Annotated in this window: 14 protein-coding genes and 1 pseudogene; 8 read left to right on the top strand and 7 right to left on the bottom strand. The window is 70.8% G+C overall.

Annotated elements, in window-relative coordinates; all coding sequences use genetic code 11:
• Window positions 1–146 precede the first annotated feature (146 nt).
• The 6 genes from HUT18_RS14925 to HUT18_RS14900 all read left to right on the top strand — a co-directional run bounded on the left by HUT18_RS14925 (window position 147) and on the right by HUT18_RS14900 (window position 9,583).
• Entirely contained in the window at window positions 147–1,271 is a 1,125-nt protein-coding gene (locus HUT18_RS14925; protein ID WP_176101149.1) for a polyprenyl synthetase family protein, read from the top strand.
• 202 nt (window positions 1,272–1,473) lie between these two features.
• Window positions 1,474–3,402, top strand: a complete 1,929-nt coding sequence (gene dxs / locus HUT18_RS14920; protein ID WP_176101148.1) for a 1-deoxy-D-xylulose-5-phosphate synthase — start codon at window positions 1,474–1,476, stop codon at window positions 3,400–3,402.
• A 131-nt stretch (window positions 3,403–3,533) separates the two neighbouring features.
• Window positions 3,534–4,685: a flavodoxin-dependent (E)-4-hydroxy-3-methylbut-2-enyl-diphosphate synthase gene (gene ispG, locus HUT18_RS14915; protein WP_176101147.1), complete on the top strand. Its 1,152-nt coding sequence runs from the start codon at window positions 3,534–3,536 to the stop codon at window positions 4,683–4,685.
• Between the two features lie 394 nt (window positions 4,686–5,079).
• Window positions 5,080–6,417: a cytochrome P450 gene (locus tag HUT18_RS14910; RefSeq protein ID WP_176101146.1), complete on the top strand. Its 1,338-nt coding sequence runs from the start codon at window positions 5,080–5,082 to the stop codon at window positions 6,415–6,417.
• 74 nt (window positions 6,418–6,491) lie between these two features.
• Window positions 6,492–7,229 carry a VOC family protein gene (locus HUT18_RS14905; RefSeq protein ID WP_254879016.1) on the top strand — a complete coding sequence of 246 codons (738 nt, stop codon included), beginning with the start codon at window positions 6,492–6,494 and terminating at the stop codon, window positions 7,227–7,229.
• Between the two features lie 869 nt (window positions 7,230–8,098).
• A complete protein-coding gene (locus tag HUT18_RS14900; protein ID WP_176101144.1) occupies window positions 8,099–9,583 on the top strand; it encodes an MFS transporter in 1,485 nt (494 codons plus the stop codon).
• A gap of 429 nt (window positions 9,584–10,012) precedes the next feature.
• Here the strand turns inward: HUT18_RS14900 and HUT18_RS14895 are convergent, their stop codons facing one another.
• The 4 genes from HUT18_RS14895 to HUT18_RS14880 form a co-directional block, all read right to left on the bottom strand.
• Window positions 10,013–10,996 carry a LuxR C-terminal-related transcriptional regulator gene (locus HUT18_RS14895; protein ID WP_176101143.1) on the bottom strand — a complete coding sequence of 328 codons (984 nt, stop codon included), beginning with the start codon at window positions 10,994–10,996 and terminating at the stop codon, window positions 10,013–10,015.
• 22 nt (window positions 10,997–11,018) lie between these two features.
• Window positions 11,019–11,990: a helix-turn-helix transcriptional regulator gene (locus HUT18_RS14890; RefSeq protein WP_176101142.1), complete on the bottom strand. Its 972-nt coding sequence runs from the start codon at window positions 11,988–11,990 to the stop codon at window positions 11,019–11,021.
• 240 nt (window positions 11,991–12,230) lie between these two features.
• Window positions 12,231–13,202: a helix-turn-helix transcriptional regulator gene (locus HUT18_RS14885; RefSeq protein WP_176101141.1), complete on the bottom strand. Its 972-nt coding sequence runs from the start codon at window positions 13,200–13,202 to the stop codon at window positions 12,231–12,233.
• A 155-nt stretch (window positions 13,203–13,357) separates the two neighbouring features.
• Window positions 13,358–14,335 carry a helix-turn-helix transcriptional regulator gene (locus HUT18_RS14880; RefSeq protein WP_176101140.1) on the bottom strand — a complete coding sequence of 326 codons (978 nt, stop codon included), beginning with the start codon at window positions 14,333–14,335 and terminating at the stop codon, window positions 13,358–13,360.
• A 303-nt stretch (window positions 14,336–14,638) separates the two neighbouring features.
• Here HUT18_RS14880 and HUT18_RS14875 point away from each other — a divergent pair, with 303 nt between their 5' ends.
• On the top strand, window positions 14,639–14,977 hold the full coding sequence (locus HUT18_RS14875) for a hypothetical protein (protein WP_176101139.1): 339 nt from the start codon (window positions 14,639–14,641) through the stop codon (window positions 14,975–14,977).
• 112 nt (window positions 14,978–15,089) lie between these two features.
• Here HUT18_RS14875 and HUT18_RS14870 read toward each other — a convergent pair whose 3' ends face one another.
• Complete coding sequence (locus HUT18_RS14870; protein ID WP_176101138.1) at window positions 15,090–15,503, bottom strand: pyridoxamine 5'-phosphate oxidase family protein; 414 nt, start codon at window positions 15,501–15,503, stop codon at window positions 15,090–15,092.
• 282 nt (window positions 15,504–15,785) lie between these two features.
• On the opposite strand from HUT18_RS14870, the pseudogene clpB reads away from it, so the two are divergent.
• Window positions 15,786–18,383, top strand: a pseudogene (gene clpB / locus HUT18_RS14865) (ATP-dependent chaperone ClpB); the annotation flags it as partial.
• A gap of 221 nt (window positions 18,384–18,604) precedes the next feature.
• Here clpB and HUT18_RS14860 read toward each other — a convergent pair.
• Window positions 18,605–19,396 carry an ABC transporter permease gene (locus HUT18_RS14860; RefSeq protein WP_176101137.1) on the bottom strand — a complete coding sequence of 264 codons (792 nt, stop codon included), beginning with the start codon at window positions 19,394–19,396 and terminating at the stop codon, window positions 18,605–18,607.
• Complete coding sequence (locus HUT18_RS14855) at window positions 19,393–20,397, bottom strand: ATP-binding cassette domain-containing protein (RefSeq protein ID WP_254878607.1); 1,005 nt, start codon at window positions 20,395–20,397, stop codon at window positions 19,393–19,395. The genes HUT18_RS14860 and HUT18_RS14855 overlap by 4 nt, the downstream gene beginning before the upstream one ends.
• Between the last annotated feature and the right edge of the window lie 177 nt (window positions 20,398–20,574).

The following is a 20,574-nucleotide window of genomic DNA, read 5'->3' as shown; positions in this document are numbered from 1 at the left end:
GGCCGGGCGAGTGGGAACTACGCCCAGTTGCACAGCCCCTCCGCGTGCCCGTGCACACACTTGCCGGCCGCCCTCGGGCGGCCGCAGCTTCAGGGCCCCGGACGCGAACCGTCCGGGGCCGTCAGTCGGAACGAGCAGGAGTCACCATGAGCACCGCCGGCAGGTCCGTCACCGAGAACACCGCCACCACGGCCGCCCAGGGCGCCGTGGCCACCGACACCACCGCCGGGGCCACCCCGCGGGAACTGCGCGAGCGGCTCCTCGACGACGCCGAGCGCGCCATCGGCGGGCTCCTGGACCGCGAGACGGAGCGCTGGCGCGCCGAAGCGCCGCAGAGCCTCGCCCTTTTCGACGGGATTCGCGACCTGGTCACCGCGGGCGGCAAGCGGCTGCGGCCCGCGTTCTGCGTCTCCGGTTTCCTCGCGGCGGGCGGCGACCCGGCCGAACCCGTCCTGCCGGGCCTGGCCGCCGCCCTCGAACTCATGCATGTCTCGGCCCTGTTGCACGACGACATCTTCGACGAGGCCGATCTGCGCCGGGGCCGCCCGACCTCGCATCTGGTGCAGGCCGAGCGGCACCGCGCGGCGGGCTGGCGCGGCAGCTCCCAGCGGTTCGGCGAGAGCGTGGCGATCCTCGCCGGTGACCTCGCCGCGGTCTACGCCGACCAGGCGCTGCGCGACGCCCGCGGCCCCGTGCTCGACGAGTGGTCGCTGCTGCGCTCGGAGATGATGGTCGGCCAGTTCATGGACCTGTCCATCGCCGCCGAGTACAACCCGGACCCGGAGCTGTCCCGTCGCGTCGCCCTGTACAAGTCGGGCCGTTACTCCATCCACCGGCCCCTGAACATCGGGGCGTTGTTCGCCGGACGCGAGGACCTGGCCGAGCCCTTCGAGGTGTACGGGCGCGCGCTCGGCGAGGCCTTCCAGTTGCGCGACGACCTGATCGACGCCTTCGGCGAGGACTCCGTCACCGGCAAGACGGCCGGACTCGACTTCGCCCAGCACAAGATGACCCTGCTGCTCGGGCTCGCCATGCAGAGCGACGAGCGGGTGCGCGAACTGGTCCGGCGCGGCGAGGGCGGCGTGGACCGCTCGGACGTCGCCGAACTGCGCCGGCTGATCGTCGACGCCGGGATCCGCGACCAAGTGGAGAAGCACATCGACGAGTTGGTGCTGACCGCCGTGGCCGCGCTCGACACCGCCGACGTGTCCGAGGCCTGGCGCAGCGAACTGACCGTGATGGCCCACCGCGTCGCCTACCGCGACTCCTGAGCCACCCCGCTCCGGCCGCGCGCCCGCGAGGGCCGCGGCCGGAGCGTTTCCCCGAGCCGGACCAAGTCGTACCGAGCCGTACCCAGTCGTACCAAGCCGCAGCGAGCCGTACGAGCCGCAACGAGAACGAGCCGCCGCAACGAGACGAGCCCGTAAGCCGGAACGAGCCGTAACGAGTCGCAACGAGACGGAAGAAGGCGCGATGCAGTCACTGCAAGCGATCAAGGGCCCCGCGGACCTCAAGGCCCTCTCCCTCGCCGAGACGGCCGAACTCGCCCAGGACATACGCGAGTTCCTCATCGACAAGGTCAGCCGCACCGGCGGACACCTGGGCCCCAACCTCGGCGTGGTCGAGCTGACGCTCGCCCTGCACCGGGTCTTCGACTCGCCCCGCGACACCCTCCTGTGGGACACCGGCCACCAGACCTACGTCCACAAGATCGTCACCGGCCGCGCCGACGGCTTCGACCAACTGCGCCAGCCCGGCGGCCTGTCCGGCTACCCGAGCCGCGCCGAGTCCGAGCACGACGTCATCGAGAACAGCCACGCCTCCACGGTCCTCTCCTACGCCGACGGCCTCGCGAAGGCGCATCAGCTCCGGGGCGTCACCGACCGCGCCGTGGTCGCGGTCATCGGCGACGGCGCCCTCACCGGCGGTATGGCCTGGGAGGCGCTGAACAACATCGCCGCCGCCAAGGACCGCCCCCTTGTCGTCGTCGTCAACGACAACGAGCGCTCCTACTCGCCCACCATCGGCGGCCTCGCCGACCACCTGGCCCGGCTGCGCACCCGCCCCGGCTACGAGAAGTTCCTGGCCGGGGTCAAGGAGCGGGTGCCCGGGGTGCCGGTCGTCGGCAGGCCGCTGTACGGGGCGCTGCACGGCGCGAAGAAGGGCCTGAAGGACCTGGTCGCCCCGCAGGGCATGTTCGAGGACCTGGGCCTGAAGTACCTGGGCCCGGTCGACGGCCACGACCAGGAGGCACTGGAGGACGTGCTGCGGGTGGCCGCCGGATTCGACGGCCCGGTGCTCGTCCACGCCATCACCCAGAAGGGCCGCGGCTACGGGGCGGCCGAACAGGACGAGGCGGAGCGCTTCCACGTGGTGCGCGCCCAGCCGAAGGGCAAGCCCGCGCCGAAGCCCGCGTACCCCTCCTGGACCTCCGTCTTCGGCGAGGAGATGATCGAACTCGCCGAAGACCGCGAGGACTTGGTGGCCATCACCGCCGCCATGCTCGGCCCGGTCGGGCTCGTCGAGTTCGCCCGCCGCCACCCCGCGCGCATCTTCGACGTCGGCATCGCCGAGCAGCACGCGGCGACCTCGGCGGCGGGCCTGGCCCTCGGCGGACTGCACCCGGTCGTCGCCGTCTACGCCACCTTCCTCAACCGCGCCTTCGACCAGCTCCTGATGGACGTCGCCCTGCACAAGGCTCCGGTCACCTTCGTCCTGGACCGGGCCGGGGTCACCGGCGACGACGGCCCCTCCCACAACGGCATGTGGGACATGTCGCTGCTCCAGGTCGTACCGGGCCTCAGGCTCGCCGCCCCGCGCGACGGCGCCCGGCTGCGCGAACTGCTCGGCGAGGCGGTCGCCGTCGACGACGGCCCCACCGTGCTCCGCTTCCCCAAGGGCACCACCGGCCCCGACATCGAGGCCGTGGCACACGAGGACGGCATCGACGTACTGCGCCGCGACGCACGCCAGGACGTCCTGCTCGTCTCGGTCGGCGCCCTCGCCGGAACCTGCCTGGAGACGGCCGAGCGGCTCGCCGCCGAGGGCCACGGCGTCACCGTCGTCGACCCGCGCTGGGTCAAGCCCGTACCGCGGCGCCTTGTCGAACTCGCCGCCGAGTACCGCCTGGTGGCCACCGTCGAGGACAACGGCCGTGTGGGCGGCGTCGGTTCGGCCCTGGCGCAGACCCTCGGCGACCACGGTGTGCACACCCCGGTGCGCGTGTTCGGCATCAGCCAGGAGTTCCTGGACCACGGCAAGCGCCCGCAGATCCTCGCCGAAAGCGGCCTGGACGCCGCGCAGTTGACGGCCGCGCTCCAGGCACAGCTCACCGCCCTGAGCGGCGCGGCCACCATCGCCCAGCAGCGCGCGGTCCTGGCGGCCAAGCAGCTCGCGGGGTAGGCCGGGCGGTTTGAGACCGGTACGGCGGCGCCCGGCCGTCGCCGTACCGGCTCTGCCCGTCGCCGTACCGGCTCCGCCCCGGCACCCGCAGCGGTCCATCCGGGCCGCCCCGACCCTCCGGAGGAACAGCCATGTCGGTCCCGCTCGGGATACCCCAGCTGCCCGCGCCCGTACTCGCCCCGCGGCGCAGGACCCGCCAACTCGACGTCGGCGGCGTCGGCGTGGGCAGTGAGTCGCCGGTGGCCGTGCAGTCCATGACGGTCACCACCACCTCGGACGTCAACGCCACCTTGCAGGAGATCGCCCAGCTCACCGCCGCCGGTTGCGACATCGTCCGGGTGGCCTGCCCCTCCCAGGACGACGCGGACGCCCTGCCCCAGATCGCGCGCAAGGCCCAGATCCCCGTCATCGCCGACATCCACTTCCAGCCCCGCTACGTGTTCGCCGCCATCGAGGCGGGCTGCGCGGCCGTACGCGTCAACCCGGGCAACATCAAGAAGTTCGACGACCAGGTCAAGGAGATCTCGCAGGCGGCCCGGGAGACCGGCACCCCGATCCGGATCGGCGTCAACGCGGGCTCCCTCGACAAGCGGCTGCTCCAGAAGCACGGCAAGGCCACCCCGGAGGCCCTGGTCGAATCGGCGCTGTGGGAGGCGGGCCTGTTCGCCGAGCACGACTTCCACGACATCAAGATCTCGGTCAAGCACAACGACCCGGTGGTCATGGTCCGCGCCTACGAACTGCTCGCCGAGTCCTGCGACTACCCCCTGCACCTCGGCGTCACCGAGGCCGGTCCCGCCTTCCAGGGCACCATCAAGTCCGCCGTCGCCTTCGGCGCGCTGCTGCGCCAGGGCATCGGCGACACCATCCGCGTCTCGCTGTCCGCGCCGCCGGTCGAAGAGGTCAAGGTCGGCCTGCAGATCCTGCAGAGCCTCAACCTGCGCCCCCGCAAGCTGGACATCGTCTCCTGCCCCGCCTGCGGCCGCGCCCAGGTCGACGTCTACAAACTGGCCGACGAGGTCACCGCCGGACTCGAAGGCCTCGAAGTCCCGCTGCGCGTCGCGGTGATGGGCTGTGTGGTCAACGGTCCCGGCGAGGCCCGCGAGGCCGACCTCGGCGTCGCCTCCGGAAACGGCAAGGGCCAGATCTTCGTCAAGGGCGAGGTCATCAAGACCGTCCCCGAGTCGAAGATCGTGGAGACCCTGATCGAGGAGGCCCTGCGCATCGCGGAGGAGAACGGGCTGGAGCCGGGGGAGCCGGAGGTGGTGCCGGTTTCCGGCTGAGGGGGCGGGCGGGTCTCCCACCGTGGCCGGGTCGCCCACCGTCCACCGCGCCCACCGTCCGCAGCGGGTTACCCGGCGAGTTACCCGTACGTACGAACTCCCTTACCGCGAAAGGGATTTCTGCACGGTCTTCAGTCATGGGCGGGTAATCCGTATCCTCGACTCCCGTTCCACTGTGACCGGGCAGGCGCCCCTGGCGGCCGTCGCGCATGCCTTCGTTGCCACCCGGGCCGCCCTGGCCGACCGACCACGCGGCACGCGGGTTTCTGATGCCCGTACGCGTGCGCCGGGCGGCCGACGGCCCAGGCCGCCTTGGCAGGCGTCGCCCGGGTCCTCCCGTTCGGCGTGTGCCGCCAACTGCCGTATGCGGTACAGAGACAAACGGGGATCACACGTGACAGACAGCCTGAACGCGCCCGCGCCGGACACCTGGCCCGGCTACGACCCGAGCGACCCGGTCTTCCGTGCGGATCCCTATCCGACCTACCGGCGGCTGCGCGCGGCGGGTCCACTCGCCCGCGGCTTCCTCGATTCGCCCGCGTTCGTCCGCTTCCAGGACTGCGAACGGCTGCTGCACGACACCCGCCTGGGCAAGGACTTCGCCAAGTCCTCCCTCTACGAAGCGGTGTTGGCGCAGACGGACGGCAACCCGCCGCCGTTCCTCGGCTTCGGCATCGAGGGCGGCAGCAAGCCCTTCATGCTGGTCGACCCGCCCGAGCACACCCGCCTGCGCGGCCTGGTCGCCGGAGCCTTCACCGAGTCCCTGACCCAGCGGATGCCCGCCGCGGTCCAGGCCGCCGTCGACGCCCAACTCGACGCTGTCAGTGCCGAGTTCGGCGCGAAGTTCGGTACGGGGACGGGCGCGGAGTTCGACGCGGAGTTCGACGGGGAGTTCGACGGGGAGTTCGATGCGGTACGCAGCATCGCCGAGCCCCTGCCCGTACGCATCATGGCGGACCTGCTCGGCATACCCGAGGCGGACCGGGAGACCTTCGCCGCACTCGGCGCGGGCATCTCCGGGGTCCTCGAACTCGACGTCACGCTGTCCGAGGAGGCCGCCGAGGCACGGCGCGGCGCGATCCGCGCGTGCATGGCCTCGTTCGAGTCCCTGACCGCGGCCCGCCGCGCGAACCCGGGCGAGGACCTGATCTCCGCGCTGACCCTCGCGGGCGACGGCCGGGACCGGCTCACCGACCTCGAAGTCGCCACCACCAGCCTGCTGATGATGGCCGCGGGCCTGGACACCACGGCCACCCTGATCGCCTCCTGCGTCTGGGTACTCGCCCGCCACCCCGAGGCGTACGCGCGCCTTGTCGCCGACCCCTCACTCGCCCCGAGCGCCGTCACCGAGGTCCTCCGCTTCGAGCCGCCCGCACCGGAGATGGGCCGTATCGCCCTGGAGGACTTCACCTACGAGGGCCACGAGTTCAAGAAGGGCGAGGCACTGCTGCTCGTCCTCGGCTCCGCCAACCGCGACGAGCGGCGCTTCCCCGACGGCGACCGCTTCGTGATCGACCGCGACGACCCCGGCCACCTCGCCTTCGGCTCCCACATCCACCGCTGCCTCGGCGCCCCCCTGGCCGAACTCGCCGCCGCCCGCGTCCTCCAGGGCCTCGCCGCCCGCTTCGAGACCCTGACGCTGGCCGTCGATCCCCCGCCCATAAAGGAGGGCTTCGTACTGCGCGGCCCGAGCGCGCTGCCGGTCACCGTGACGCGGGGAGGGCGCGCATGACGGGCGAGTCCGCACCGCGCGGGGCGGCCGGGTCCGCATCGCCTCCGACCGCCGGGTCCGCCGTCTCCCCGCCTGTGCACAGCGGGCAGACCCGCGTACTGGACCACCTCGTCTACGCGACGCCCGAACTCGCGGCCACTGTCGAGGAGTTCGCCGAGCGTACGGGGGTACGTCCCGCCCCCGGCGGCGTCCACCCGGGGCTCGGCACCCGTAACCACCTGGTCGACCTGGGCGAGGGCCGCTACCTGGAGATCATCGGCCCCGACCCCGAGGCCCCGGAGCCGCGACGCCCCCGCCCCTTCGGCATCGACGAGTTGACCGGGCCCCGCCTGGTGACCTGGGCACTGTGCCCCGTGGACCTGGACGCCACGGTCGGCGGGGCGCGGTCCGCCGGGTACGACCCGGGCCCCGTCGTCCCGATGTCGCGCACCACGGCCGAGGGCGCCACCCTGAACTGGCGGCTCGCCGGACTCACCGGCCAGGAGCCGCCCGGCCTTGTCCCGTTCCTCATCGACTGGGGGACCAGCCCTCATCCCACGTCGGCGCCCGGGCTGCCGCGCCTGACTCTTGAGGGGCTCCAACTTCACGCGATGGCACCGGGGTTGACGCTGGGGCGTCTCTCCGCGCTGGGCGCTCTGACGGTGCCTGAGGAGTCGGCCGCCGGGGCCACCACGGGGGTGGCTGCCACGGGGGTAGCCACCACGGGGCCGGTGCTGGTGGAGGTCTTCGCGGTGGCGGGGGAGGAGGGGCCCAGGGAGAACCGACTGGAGTGCACCCTCACCACACCCCGGGGAATACTCACCTTCGGCTGACCTGCGGCCGGCCCCGGCGCTCTCCAGCCGATTTCGGTGCAACGCCTTGCCGTAAGAGAGCAGTTGCCGTGTCATGGAACCGCTGGCGGAGTGAGTCGAAGTAGACGGCCGACGATCCCGTACCACCCCATTCAGGGCGATATCCCCAGTTGCACAATGCATTGCAGGCTCACGTCGGGCGTCGCTAGCATGAGCAAATCGGGCGGTCGGATTCCGAGTTGCTCGAACCTGCCGGGGCTATCGGGTCGAGGTCGACAGTGCGGTGGAAACGGGGCGTCGCCTACTCGTTCAAGTTGTCCTGCTGTCCGCTCAATAGGCCCTGTGGTGAGGGCTGTTGGTGGGCTGGATCCTTCCTCGCTGTCGGAACCGTTTCCGGGGTCCGTGCCGAAAGTGCGGGAACATTTTTGCGGATGTGCCGCAGCGAAGAATGTCGCCCTGGCCCCCTCGTGCGCGGCAATGTAGGGGCCTGCCCCCTCCCAACTCTCGCTGCCACCACGTCCCCGAGTGCCGAGTGCCGAGTGCCGGGTGTCGGGTGTCGAGTGCGGAGGACCGAGTGGGGAGGGCACCGCAGATACCGGCCGACCGGACGGCAACGGGAGCGCCCTCTACGGTGCCTCCCCCGGCCGATGCCGCCCCGAGGCGACTTCGTACGGCATCTCAACCGCATTGCGACGCGCCCCCCTCGCACCTCATCGCGCCGCACTGCTCGCACGGCACTGCACCGCATTGCACCGCACGGCAACGCACTGCGCCGTACCGCATGGCACCGCTCGGCATCGCATCGCCTCGCATGCCACCGCTCGGCATCGCATCGCACCGAACCGCGAAGCACCGGTCCCCAAACCGGCCCCTGAAGGGACAACGCCCCCATGAACCAACGCCAGCGCTGGACTCTGCTGGCCGTGTCCATCGCAGCGTTCATGCTGCTGCTGGACCTGACCATCGTCACCGTCGCGCTCACGGACATCCAGGAGTCGCTCGAGGCCTCCTTCGACGACCTCCAGTGGGTCGTCGACGCCTACGCGCTGACCCTCGCGGCCTTCCTGCTGACCGCGGGCACCCTCGCCGACCGGATGGGCCGCCGCAAGGTGTTCCTGATCGGCCTGATCGTGTTCACGCTCAGCTCGCTGGGCTGCGGCCTGGCCTGGTCGCCCGAAGCGCTGCTGGTCTTCCGCGGCCTCCAGGGCGTCGGCGGAGCGGTGCTGCTCGCGGCCGGACCGTCCCTGCTCGCCCAGGAGTTCGCGCTCGGCGCCGAGCGCAACAAGGCGTTCGCGGCCTTCGGTGGCTCGGCCGGTCTGGCCATCGCGGCGGGCCCGCTGGTCGGCGGCGCGCTCACCAGCATCGACTGGCGCTGGATCTTCCTGATCAACCTCCCCGTCGGCCTGCTGTGCCTGTACGTGGTGCTCACCAAGCTGCGGGACGAGCGCGACGCGGCGGCCCAGCCGGTGGACTGGATCGGCGCCGTACTGCTCTGCGCCGGACTGTTCCTGGTCACCTACGGGCTGATGCGCGGCGAGGCGGACGGCTGGACCTCCGGCCGTATCCTCGGCTGCCTGCTGCTCTCGGTCGCGATCCTCGGCGCCTTCGTCCTGTGGCAGAGCCGGACCACCGCCCCGCTGATGGACCTGCGGCTCTTCGCGAACCCCAGCTTCAGCGGCCTCGCGGTGGCCACCCTGCTCGCCTACGCCGCCCTCTTCCCGGCCCTGTTCTTCTCGACCCTGTTCCTCCAACGTGTCCAGAGCTACTCGGCGTTCGACACCGGCGTCCGGATGCTCCCGCTGACCATCGCGATGTTCATCGCCTCGGCGCTCGCGGCCCCGCTGGCCGCGAAGATCTCGCCCCGGCTGCTCATGACCGTCGGCCTCGCCCTGACCGGCGGCGGACTGCTGCTCCTTACCGGCCTGGAAGCCGACAAGTCCTGGACACAGCTCCTCGCGGGCTTCATCGTCTGCGGCTTCGGCGCCGGCGTCTTCAACGTGGTCCGCTCCGAGGCCACCGTCTCGCTCGTCCCGCCGTCCCGCTCCGGCGAGGCCTCGGGTGTCGGCAGCACCTTCCAGGAGGTCGGCGTCGCCTTCGGCATCGCCGTGCTCGGCTCCCTCTTCCACAACCAGGTGGTCGCCGACGCGGAGGCGACCGGCGTCCCCGAGGGCGCGGTACAGGACGCGGCGATGAGCATCAACACCTTCACCGACGCCCTGGACGACGTCTTCCTCTGGGGCGGCATCATCGCCCTCGCCGCCGCCCTGCTGATCCTCGTCACCTTCCGCCACACCCCGCAGCCCCCTGCTTCGGGCACGGGGTCCGGTGCCGGGTCCGCGACGGGCGACAAATCGGATCTGCCCGCGGCTTCCTGACCCGGTCCGTACCCCCCCCGGCCCGGGTGCCGTCCCCGATGTGGGGGACGGCACACGGGCCCCGCGTCACCAAGTGCGACACCAGAACGCTAAATTCGACGCGAGGTTTCCTCAAAAGATCCACCGACGTCCTCTACGGACCGGTCGGCCGCCGGGCAGGCGTCCGTCCCCCGGTCCGGCAAGTCCCCAGGAGATCCCCTCGTGCTGGTCCTCACCTTCGACATCCTGCTCAGCCTCGCCTTTCTGGGCGTCGTCTCCTTCACGGGACTCGTGGTCTACAAGCTCTTCCAGGGCCAGCGCTGACCCCTGCCCCGCTCCGGGCCCCCGGCCCGGACCCACGGGACAGCCTCCGCACAACACGACAGATCTCCCCGTCGCCCCGCCACCACGAGTGGACGGGGCTGATCGCGTTGCACCCGGCCGCTTCGGTCACACGTCTCGATCGAGGATTCCGGATCGTCCGATGAGGTAGCCGAGTTGGGCGCGGCTGTGGCTGCCGAGGGTGGTGGCGAGGTTGGCGATGTGGGTGCGGCAGGTGCGGACGTTCATGCCGAGGCGCTGGGCGATACGGGTGTCGGTCTCGCCTTCGACGAGGAGTTCGGCGATGGCGCGTTGGCGTGCGGTGATGCCCTCGGTGGTGGGGAGGGGGGCGGCGATGGGGTGCATGGGGGTGGCTAGGCGCCAGAGGCGTTGGAAGGTGGTGACGAAGTAGTCGATGAGGATGGGGTGCCGTACTTCGAGCGCGAGGGTGCGGTCCTTGTTCGCGGGGACGAAGGCCACCTCGCGGTCGAACATGACCAGCCGCTCGCTCACTTCGTCCAACGTTCTGACCTCCGCGTCACCCTTCAGCTCCTCGTAGTAGGCGTGCACGCTGAGATGGTGCCGTGCCGTGTGCTGGTACAGGGTGCGCATCCGGGCGCCGCGGGCCAGGAGGGCCCGGTCACGGACGAGTGCCTGGGCCAGGGTCTCCGGGGCCCGCGTGCCGCCGCCGGGCTGGATGGTCAGCAGTTCCCGCGACGCGCGCTCGCACGCCTCCTCGATGGCGACGTTGATACGGGGGAAGCCGTCGAGGAGCTTGATGTCCTCGGCGGACACCGTGCGCCGTGCCTCGCGGGAGGACTGGAGGGCCAGGAGCGGCAAGAACGTCTCGGCAAGACGGTCCGCGTTCCTGCGCTGTGTCAGGGCCTGTTCGGTGAACTTGCGAAGCAGGCGGGGCAGGGCGACCGCCGGAGGCACCGGCAGCAGCCCGTGGGCCTCGGCCTCGTCCGGCTCGAACAGTCCGGATTCCGGCAGGCAGGGCGGGAACGCGGCTTCCGCCGCGGGCAGATAGCCCGTGCGCAGGGCGCGGCCGTAGGCGGCGAGTGCGCCCTGGCACGGTTCACCACGGGGGTACCGGTGCTCCTTCGCTGTCATCGCGGGCGGTCCCCCTTCCTGTTCACTGCTCGCGGTCGAGGATCCCCGACTGTCCGATGAGGTAGCCGAGTTGGGCGCGGCTCTGGCTGCCGAGGGTGGCGGCGAGGTTGGCGATGTGGGTGCGACAGGTACGGACGTTCATGCCCAGGCGCCCGGCGATACGGGCGTCCGTCTCGCCCTCCACGAGGAGTTCGGCTATCGCGCGTTGGCGTGCCGTGATGCCCTCGGTGGTGGGGAGGCGGGCGGCGATGGGGTGCATGGGGGTGGCCAGGCGCCAGAGCCGTTCGAAGGTGGTGACGAAGTAGTCGATGAGTGCGGGGTTGCGTACTTCGAGGGCGAGGGTGCGGTCCTTACTGGCCGGGATGAAGGCCACGGTCCGGTCGAACACCAGCAGCCGTTCGGTCACTTCGTCGAGTGTGCGTACCTGGACGTCCCCTTCGACGTCGGCGAAGTGGGCGAGCACTTTGGGGTCGTGCCGGACCGTGTGCTGGTACAGGGTGCGCAACCGGCCGCCCCTGGAAAGGAGTTCGGCCTCGCGGGGCCGGGAGTCGGCGAGGGCGCCCGGGGAGCGGGGGCCGGGCTGGACGGTGAGTACCTCCTCGGTGCTCTCGTTCAGCGCGCTGCTCAGCGCCGGGTTGATGCGCTCGGGACCTTCGAGCACCGTCAGCCCGGAGGTCTGCGGCGGCGAGGCCTGTTGGGCCTCCAGTTCCAGGAGCGGGGCGAACGCCTCGATCAGCCGGGCCTCGCGCCCTCGTTCCCGCGCGATGCGTTCCTCGATGGACCGCAGCAGACGCGGCAGTGCCACGGCGGGCGGGGTGGGCAGCAGCCAGCGCGCGTCGTTGACGTCGGGCTGCAGGAGCGTGGCATCGACGACACAGGGGACGTCCGCGGCTTCCTCGTGCGGGACCCGTCCGGCTCGCAGGGCGCGGGAGTACAACTCGGCGCCTGAGGGGCACAGTTGGTCGGTGCCGTGGGGGTGGGGCTCGTGGTGCACGCCGCGCCTTTCTCGCGGGGGAAAGCGTGTTCCCCTCACTGTGCACCGTATAAGCGTCACGCGCTGAACTTTTCCGGATACTGAACGCGACGAGATGCCGTCCGCGAGTCTGGCCGGTGGTCTGCGCGTACCGCCTCACTGTTCTCGGCTGCACGCAACCAATGCCGAGGCACTACTCGGGCGGCTGAGGTGGGCCCTCCGACAGCGCCACCCTGCGGGATGCAACCCGTCGGACGGGATCTAACCCTCCCGGTCCAGCAGCCCCGACTTCCCGATGAGATACCCGAGTTGAGCCCTGTTCTCGCTGCCGAGGGTGGTGGCGAGCTTGGCGATGTGGGCGCGGCAGGTGCGGACGTTCATGCCCAGGCGTTCGGCGATACGGGCGTCCGTCTCGCCCTCCACGAGGAGTTCGGCAATCGCGCGCTGCCGCGCGGTGATGCCGTCGCTCGCGGGCAGTGGCTCCGTGTGCGGGTACAGCGGCACGGCCAGTTGCCACAACTCCTGGAACATCGTGACCAGATACCGCACCATCGTCGGGTGCCGCAGCTCAAGGGCCAGGTAGGAGTCCGGGTCGTCGTCGACGGGGACGTAGGCCACCTTGCGGTCGAAGAGGAAGAGCCGGTCCGGCAGGTGGTCCAGGCTGCGCGCCTCGAAGTCGTAGGGGGCGTACCGCTCGAAGTGCGAGGCGACCACGGAGGAGTGGCGCATCGTGTGCTGGTAGAGGGTGCGCACCCGGCCGCCGCGGCCGAGTACCACCAGGTCCGCGCGCAGGCCGTCGTCCAAGGCCTCCGCGAAGCGCTTGCCGCGCCGGATGAGGAACACCTCGCTCGACTCGGCGGCAACGCCCAGGATCGCGCTCGTGATGCTCTCCACGCCCTTGAGGACGAGGCCGGAGGACTCCCCGGCCGGGGCTCTGCGCCGTGCGTCCAGGTCCATCAACGGGCCGAAGACGGCGGCCAGTTCGGACTCCTTGCGGCGGTGCGTGGCGACGTTCTCCTCGATGGCGTGCAGCAGTCGCGGCAGGGCTATCGCGGGGGAGACGGGAAGGAGCCAGTCGGTGTCGTTGACGTCGGGCTGGAGGAGGCCGGAATCGACCAGGCAGGGCAACTCCGCTGCCTGCTCGTGGCGTACGCGTCCGGCGCGCAGGGTCTGCGCGTAGAGCGAGGCGCCGGGCTCGCACAACTCGTCGCTGTCGTGCCGCCTGTGGTGCATGCCGCGGTCGTCCTGTCTTTCACATGGGGGGAAGGGTTTTCGGCCGGACATGCTGCCTGGTGTTGCCGTCACGCGCAGGCTTTCCGCGAATGCGTAGTGCGAAGTTCACCGATCTTGTCCGGCGGCCCTCCGTTCCCGCCGTCGGCCCCTGCCGGTCATTGGTCCAGAATGCCCGACTTGGCGATGAGGTACCCGAGTTGGGCGCGGCTGCCACTGCCCAGTGCGGCCGCGAGTTTGGCGATGTGGGCGCGGCAGGTGCGTACGTTCATCCCGAGCCGTCGGGCGATCGCCTCGTCCACATGACCCTCCACGAGGAGGGTGGCGATGGAGCGCTGGACGCCACTGATGCCTTCGGGCGTGGCCTCGTAGGGGACTTCTTCCTGGAGCGGTACGCCGCGATCCCACAGGTGGTCGAACACCTTGATCAAATACTGGACGAGCCCGGGGTGGCGCAGTTCCAGGGCGACTTGGCGGTCGTCCCGGGCCGGGACGAAGGCCACGGTGCGGTCGCAGATGATCAGGCGGTCGATGAGCTCTTCGAGGGTGCGAATTTCGGTCTTCGCGCCCGCCATGAGCTCGACGTATGCGAACGTACCCTGGCTGTGCCGGACCGTGTGCTGGTACAGGGTCCGTACCCGGATCCCTCGTTCGATCAGTGGCTTGCTGCGCTCCAGGGCTTCCCGCAGTACGTTCTCGCTGCGCCCGCCGCCGGGCTGGATGGTGAGGACCTCGTGCTGGCTTTCGGCGATCGCGACATCGAGCGCCGCGTTGATTCTGCCGAACCCTTCCAGGACGGTGATGGCATGTGTGGCGGCGGGGCTCTGCGCCGTGATGGACATGAACGGCTCGAACATGTCCGTCAGGTCCGCCGAGAGTCGGCGGCGGTCGGCGATTTCCCGTTCGAGGGGGTGCAATCGCTGCGCGAGCGCGGCCGTTGGAGGAACCGGGCGCATGGCGCCGAGGTCGTCCGGGTCCGGGTGCAGAAGGGCGAATTCCAGCAGGCACGGAGCGGATTCGACCTCGGCACGGGATATGTGTCCGGCCCGTAGCGCCGCTGCGTAGAGCTTTGCCCCCTCGTCGCAGAGCTCTGTGGCCGAGTGTTGATGTGCCCGTTTGGGCTTACTTATGGGCAATTCTTCACCCCCCAGGGTCCTGAACGTACAGGAACATGATGCATCCCTCCTGTGGCAGTGACGTGCCTGAATGAGTCATCGTCTTGTCACGCGGGGAGCGGGAGAGCATCTAGTGAGGACGAACGCGGCTATGCGCAAGGAACTGCTTCGCTTGATGACGGCCGTAGCGGCCGCGGTCATGGCCGCGGCGGGCCTGGTGGGTAGTTTTGGCGAGTCGTCGGAGCAGGGGTCGGTAGCGCGAACCGTTACGTACGCCGGGCAGGGTGATGTGGGCTGGGACAGCGCTCCGAAGGGTGTGTCCGCATGACCACCCCACCCGACGACCGCTCCTTCCGTCGCGAGATGGCCACCGCCTACCGCTCCGGCTGGCATTTCATCGACCTCGCCACGGCGGTCCCCCACGACGGTGACTCGATCACCGTGACCGTCTTCGGCGAACCGGTCGTCGTCACCCGTGACGAGACCGAGGAAGTACGCGCGTACCGGCTGCAGCGCAGGCCGCGCGGCGCCCCGCAGCCCGTCCGGTGCGCGGTGCGGTACGGAATGATCTTTGTGAACCTGGACCGGCGTGACCACCAGCTCGCCGAGCCGCACACCCCTCACGCGAACCAAGCCATCCCGGCCACCCCCCGCAGTGCCTGACGCGATTCCCCCGTCGTCGTAGATCGCGCAGGCACTCCCCCCACAGCGGCGCCACCGTGACCTGAACACGGTGGCGCCGCTGGTGTTTTGGGGGTGCGGGCGGGCGTTCGCCTCAGGCCCGCCCCATCGCCCGGGTCAGCCGGATCTCGATCACGATCCGGTTCGGGTTCTCGCGCGGGGTGCGGCCGTAGCGCTCCGTGTAACGGCGCTCGGCGTCCGCCACCGCCTCCGGGTCCGCGACCACCGTGGCGAGCCCCTCCAGCGTCGCCCAGCGGCCGCCCGGCGCGTACTGGCACACGGACACCCGGGCGCCGCCGCCCTCCGCCCCCGCCGCGAGTACGTTGCGGGCCTTGCTGGTCGACTTGCCGGTGATCACGCGGGCGAGACCGGCCTCGGGGTCGTACGTCACGCCCACCGGCACCGAGTGGGGTGTGCCGTCGGGGCGCAGGGTGGTCAGGGTGCACACGTGTCGTTCACGCCAGAAGTCGAGGTACGAGGCGTGCGGGCGGCGAGGGTCGATCGACATGTGCCGAACTTATCCGCAGGCCCCGAGGCCGGGCGGTAGCGGCCCCGAACGTCTGTACCCACCCGTCGCCCGCCCCGCCCCGCGCCTGGCCGCCCTCCGTGCACGCGGCCACCTGAGAAACCTTGAGCGGAATAGACTCAACTTTGTGTACCTTGGACGAGTCAGTGAGGAAAGATGGTGGGCAGGACGGCGGCGGTCCGGCCGTCGGCCCACCGAACCGGCGCTCACCGGCCGGCCCCTCACCGACCGTCCCCGCAGAAGCACGGAGGAGGAAGCACGACAGTGGACGCCGAGCTGACCAACAAGAGCCGAGAGGCGCTGAACACGGCCACCAGCCGCGCCGTGGCGGCGGGGCACGCCGATCTGACCCCGGCACATCTGCTGCTCGCGCTGCTCGAAGGGCAGGCGAACGAGAACATCACCGACCTTCTGGCCGCGGTCGGCGCCGACCTGGCCGCCGTACGCGAGGGTGCCGACCGGGTGCTCGCGGCGCTGCCCAGCGTCACCGGCTCCACCGTCGCCCCGCCGCAGCCGGGCCGGGAACTGCTCGCCGTGCTCGCGGACGCGGACGCGCGGGCGGGCAAGCTCGGCGACGAGTACCTGTCCACCGAGCACCTCCTGATCGGGATCGCCGAGAAGGGCGGCCGGGCCGGGGACGTACTCTCCGGGCAGGGCGCGAGCGCGAAGAAGCTGCTCGCGGCCTTCGAGGAGAGCAGGGGAGGACGCCGGGTGACCACGCCCGATCCCGAGGGCAGCTACAAGGCCCTGGAGAAGTTCGGCACCGACTTCACCGCCGCCGCCCGCGAGGGCAAGCTGGATCCGGTCATCGGCCGGGACCAGGAGATCCGGCGGGTGGTGCAGGTGCTTTCGCGCCGTACGAAGAACAACCCGGTGCTGATCGGTGAGCCGGGCGTCGGCAAGACCGCCGTGGTCGAGGGGCTCGCCCAGCGGATCGTGAAGGGCGACGTACCGGAGTCGCTGCGCGACAAGCGGCTGGTCGCCCTGGACCTCGGGGCGATGGTCGCCGGGGCGAAGTACCGCGGCGAGTTCGAGGAGCGCCTGAAGACCGTCCTGGCGGAGATCAAGGACAGCGACGGGCGGATCATCACCTTCATCGACGAGCTGCACACCGTCGTCGGCGCGGGCGCGGGCGGCGACTCCGCGATGGACGCGGGCAACATGCTCAAGCCGATGCTGGCCCGCGGCGAGCTGCGCATGGTCGGCGCGACCACGCTCGACGAGTACCGCGAGCGCATCGAGAAGGACCCGGCCCTGGAACGCCGCTTCCAGCAGGTGCTCGTCGCCGAGCCGAGCGTGCCGGACACCATCGCCATCCTGCGCGGGCTCAAGGGCCGCTACGAGGCCCACCACAAGGTGCAGATCGCCGACAGCGCCCTGGTCGCCGCGGCCACCCTCTCCGACCGCTACATCACCTCCCGCTTCCTGCCGGACAAGGCCATCGACCTGGTCGACGAGGCCGCCTCCCGGCTGCGTATGGAGATCGACTCCTCGCCGGTCGAGATCGACGAACTCCAGCGCGCCGTCGACCGGCTCAGGATGGAGGAGCTGGCGCTCGGCAAGGAGACCGACAAGGCGAGCCTCGAACGCCTGGAGCGGCTGCGCCGCGATCTCGCCGACAAGGAGGAGGAGTTGCGGGGCCTGACCGCCCGCTGGGAGAAGGAGAAGCAGTCCCTCAACCGCGTCGGCGAGCTCAAGGAACGCCTCGACGGACTGCGCGGCCAGGCCGAACGCGCCCAGCGCGACGGCGACTTCGACACCGCCTCCAAGCTCCTCTACGGCGAAATCCCCGCCCTCGAGCGCGACTTGGAGGCCGCCTCCGAGGCCGAGGAGGAGGCCGCGGCCCAGGACACCATGGTCAAGGAGGAGGTCGGCCCGGACGACATCGCGGATGTGGTCGGCGCCTGGACCGGCATCCCCGCGGGCCGCCTCATGGAGGGCGAGACACAGAAACTCCTGCGTATGGAGGAGGAGTTGGGCCGCCGTCTGATCGGGCAGAGCGAGGCGGTACGCGCCGTCTCCGACGCGGTCCGGCGCACCCGGGCCGGGATCGCCGACCCCGACCGGCCCACCGGCTCGTTCCTGTTCCTCGGCCCGACCGGCGTCGGCAAGACCGAACTGGCCAAGGCCCTGGCCGACTTCCTCTTCGACGACGAGCGGGCCATGGTCCGTATCGACATGAGCGAGTACGGCGAGAAGCACAGCGTGGCCCGCCTGGTCGGCGCCCCGCCCGGCTACGTCGGTTACGAGGAGGGCGGCCAGCTCACCGAGGCGGTACGCAGGCGCCCGTACTCGGTGGTGCTGCTCGACGAGGTGGAGAAGGCGCACCCCGAGGTCTTCGACGTACTGCTCCAGGTCCTGGACGACGGGCGGCTCACCGACGGGCAGGGCCGTACGGTCGACTTCCGCAACACCATCCTGGTGCTCACCTCGAACCTCGGCAGCCAGTACCTGGTGGACCCGATGACCACCGAGGAGCAGAAGCGCCAGCAGGTCCTGGAGGTCGTCCGGGCCTCGTTCAAGCCGGAGTTCCTCAACCGCCTGGACGACCTGGTCGTCTTCGCCGCGCTGACCAAGGACGAACTGGTCCGCATCGCCCGGCTCCAGGTCGCCCGCCTCGCCCGCCGCCTGGCCGACCGCCGCCTCACCCTGGAGGTCACCGACTCCGCGCTCGCCTGGCTCGCCGAGGAGGGCAACGACCCGGCGTACGGCGCCCGTCCGCTGCGCCGCCTGGTGCAGACCGCGATCGGCGACCGGCTCGCCCGCGAGATCCTCTCCGGCGAGGTCACGGACGGCGACACGGTACGGGTGGACACCTTCGGCGAGGACGGCCGGGACGGGCACGGGCTGTTGGTGGGGCCTGTCGCCGCGGGGTCGGGGGAGGCCGGGTCCGAGGCCGGGTCCGAGACTCTCTCCGAGGCCGGAGGGTCCGGCGCGAAGACTCTGTGAGCGTCGGAGTCCGACGTAGCCGACCGGGCGGCGTGCCCCGACACCTCGTCGGGGTACGCCGCCTTGGCGGTACGGGCGGCCGTGGGAGGCGGCCCGCGTCGGGCGCCTGACGGCCATGGCAGGCATCCCGCGGCTCACTTCGGGTCTTGGCCGAACTTCGACGTCGACCAGAAGTAGCCGAGCACGGTCAGACCCAGGCACCAGGCGACCGCGAGCCACGCGTTGTTGCCGATCTCGCTGCCGAGCAGCAGTCCGCGCAGGGTCTCGATGGCGGGCGTGAACGGCTGGTACTCGGCGACCGGCCGGAACCAGCCCGGCATCGCGTCGACCGGGACGAAGGCGCTGGACAGCAGCGGCAGCAGGATCATCGGCAGTGCGTTGTTGCTGGCGGCCTCGGCGTTCGGGCTGATCAGGCCCATGCCGACGGCGATCCAGGTGAGCGCGAGGGCGAAGAGCACCAGCAGCCCGAACGCCGCCAGCCATTCCAGGACACTGGCATCGGTGGAGCGGAAGCCGATGGCCACGGCGACGGCGCCGACGAGCACCACACTCATGATCGCCTGCAGCAGACTGCCGACGACGTGCCCGACGAGCACCGAACCGCGGTGGATCGCCATCGTGCGGAAGCGGGCGATGATGCCCTCGGTCATGTCGTTGGAGACGGACACCGCCGTCCCGACCACGGTGCTGCCGATGGTCATGAGCAGGATGCCCGGGACGACATACGCGATGTACTCGTCGCGGTCCGCACCGCCGCCACCGATGCCCGCGCTCATCACGTCGCCGAAGACGTAGACGAAGAGCAGCAGCATCATGACCGGCGTGAGCAGCAGGTTCAGGGTCAGGGACGGATAGCGCCGCGCGTGCAGGAGGTTGCGCCGCAGCATCGTGGACGAGTCGCGCACGGCGAGGGCGAGGGAACTCATCGGAGGGTCTCCTTGGACTGGTCGGTGACGCCGGTGCCGCCGGTCAGGGCGAAGAACACGTCGTCGAGGTCGGGGGTGTGCACGGTGAGTTCGTCCGCTTCGATGCCGACCGAGTCCAGCCAGTCGAGGATCGAGCGCAGCTCCCGCTGGCTGCCGTCGCTGGGGATCCGGACGGTGAGGGACTCGTCGTCGTGGGTGGCCTCACGCAGGGCCGAGACGGCGGACCGGTACTCGGCGGGGTCGGCGAAACGCAGGCTGACGTGCCCGCCGGGGACGAGCCGCTTGAGCTGCTCGGCGCTGCCCTCGGCGGCGATCCGGCCGTCGTTGAGGACCGCGATACGGTCCGCGAGTTCGTCCGCCTCCTCCAGGTACTGGGTGGTGAGGAAGACGGTGACGCCGCCGGTGACCAGCTCGCGGATGATGGCCCACATATTGCGGCGGGAGCGCGGGTCGAGACCGGTGGTCGGCTCGTCGAGGAAGATGATCCGCGGAGCGCCGACGAGCGTCATCGCGATGTCGAGGCGACGCCGCATACCGCCCGAGTAGGTCGAGGCCGGTTTCTTCGCGGCCTCCACCAGGTCGAAGCGCTCAAGGAGTTCGGCGGTGATGCGGCGGCCCTCGGCGCGGGAGAGATGGTGCAGGTCCGCCATGAGGAGCATGTTCTCCTCGCCGGTGATCAGGTTGTCGACGGCGGAGAACTGCCCGGTGACGCCGATCGCGGCGCGCACCCCGTTCGGTGCCGCGGCGATGTCGTGCCCCGCGACCTGAGCCTCTCCGCCATCTGCGGAGATGAGCGTGGAGAGGATCTTCACGACGGTGGTCTTGCCCGCGCCGTTCGGCCCGAGCAGGGCGAACACGGACCCGGCCGGAATACGCAGATCGATGCCGTCGAGCACCTTCTTGTCGCCGTACGACTTACGCAGTCCGACGGCGGAGACGGCTACGGGCGACTGCGGACCGCCGTCGCGTTGCTTGGGCGTGGACATGACAGATGAAGCCATGGGGCTCTCCCGTTCGGGGGCTGGGGGTGAGGGGTGAGGGGCGCAGCAGGGTGGGGCAGAGGCGGGGCAGGGCCGGGCAGGGACAGGCAGGGATAGGCAGGGTGGTGGAGGGTGCGGTGCTCGGGGCCGGTGCTCCGGCCCGGCCCGGAGCGGGCCGGAGCCCGCGTCCCGAGCGAC

The organism is Streptomyces sp. NA04227 (assembly GCF_013364195.1).
In the GTDB taxonomy this organism is placed as follows: Bacteria; Actinomycetota; Actinomycetes; order Streptomycetales; family Streptomycetaceae; genus Streptomyces.
Note: the sequence above shows the minus strand (reverse complement) of the source record. Positions and strands in the feature narration are given on the sequence as shown.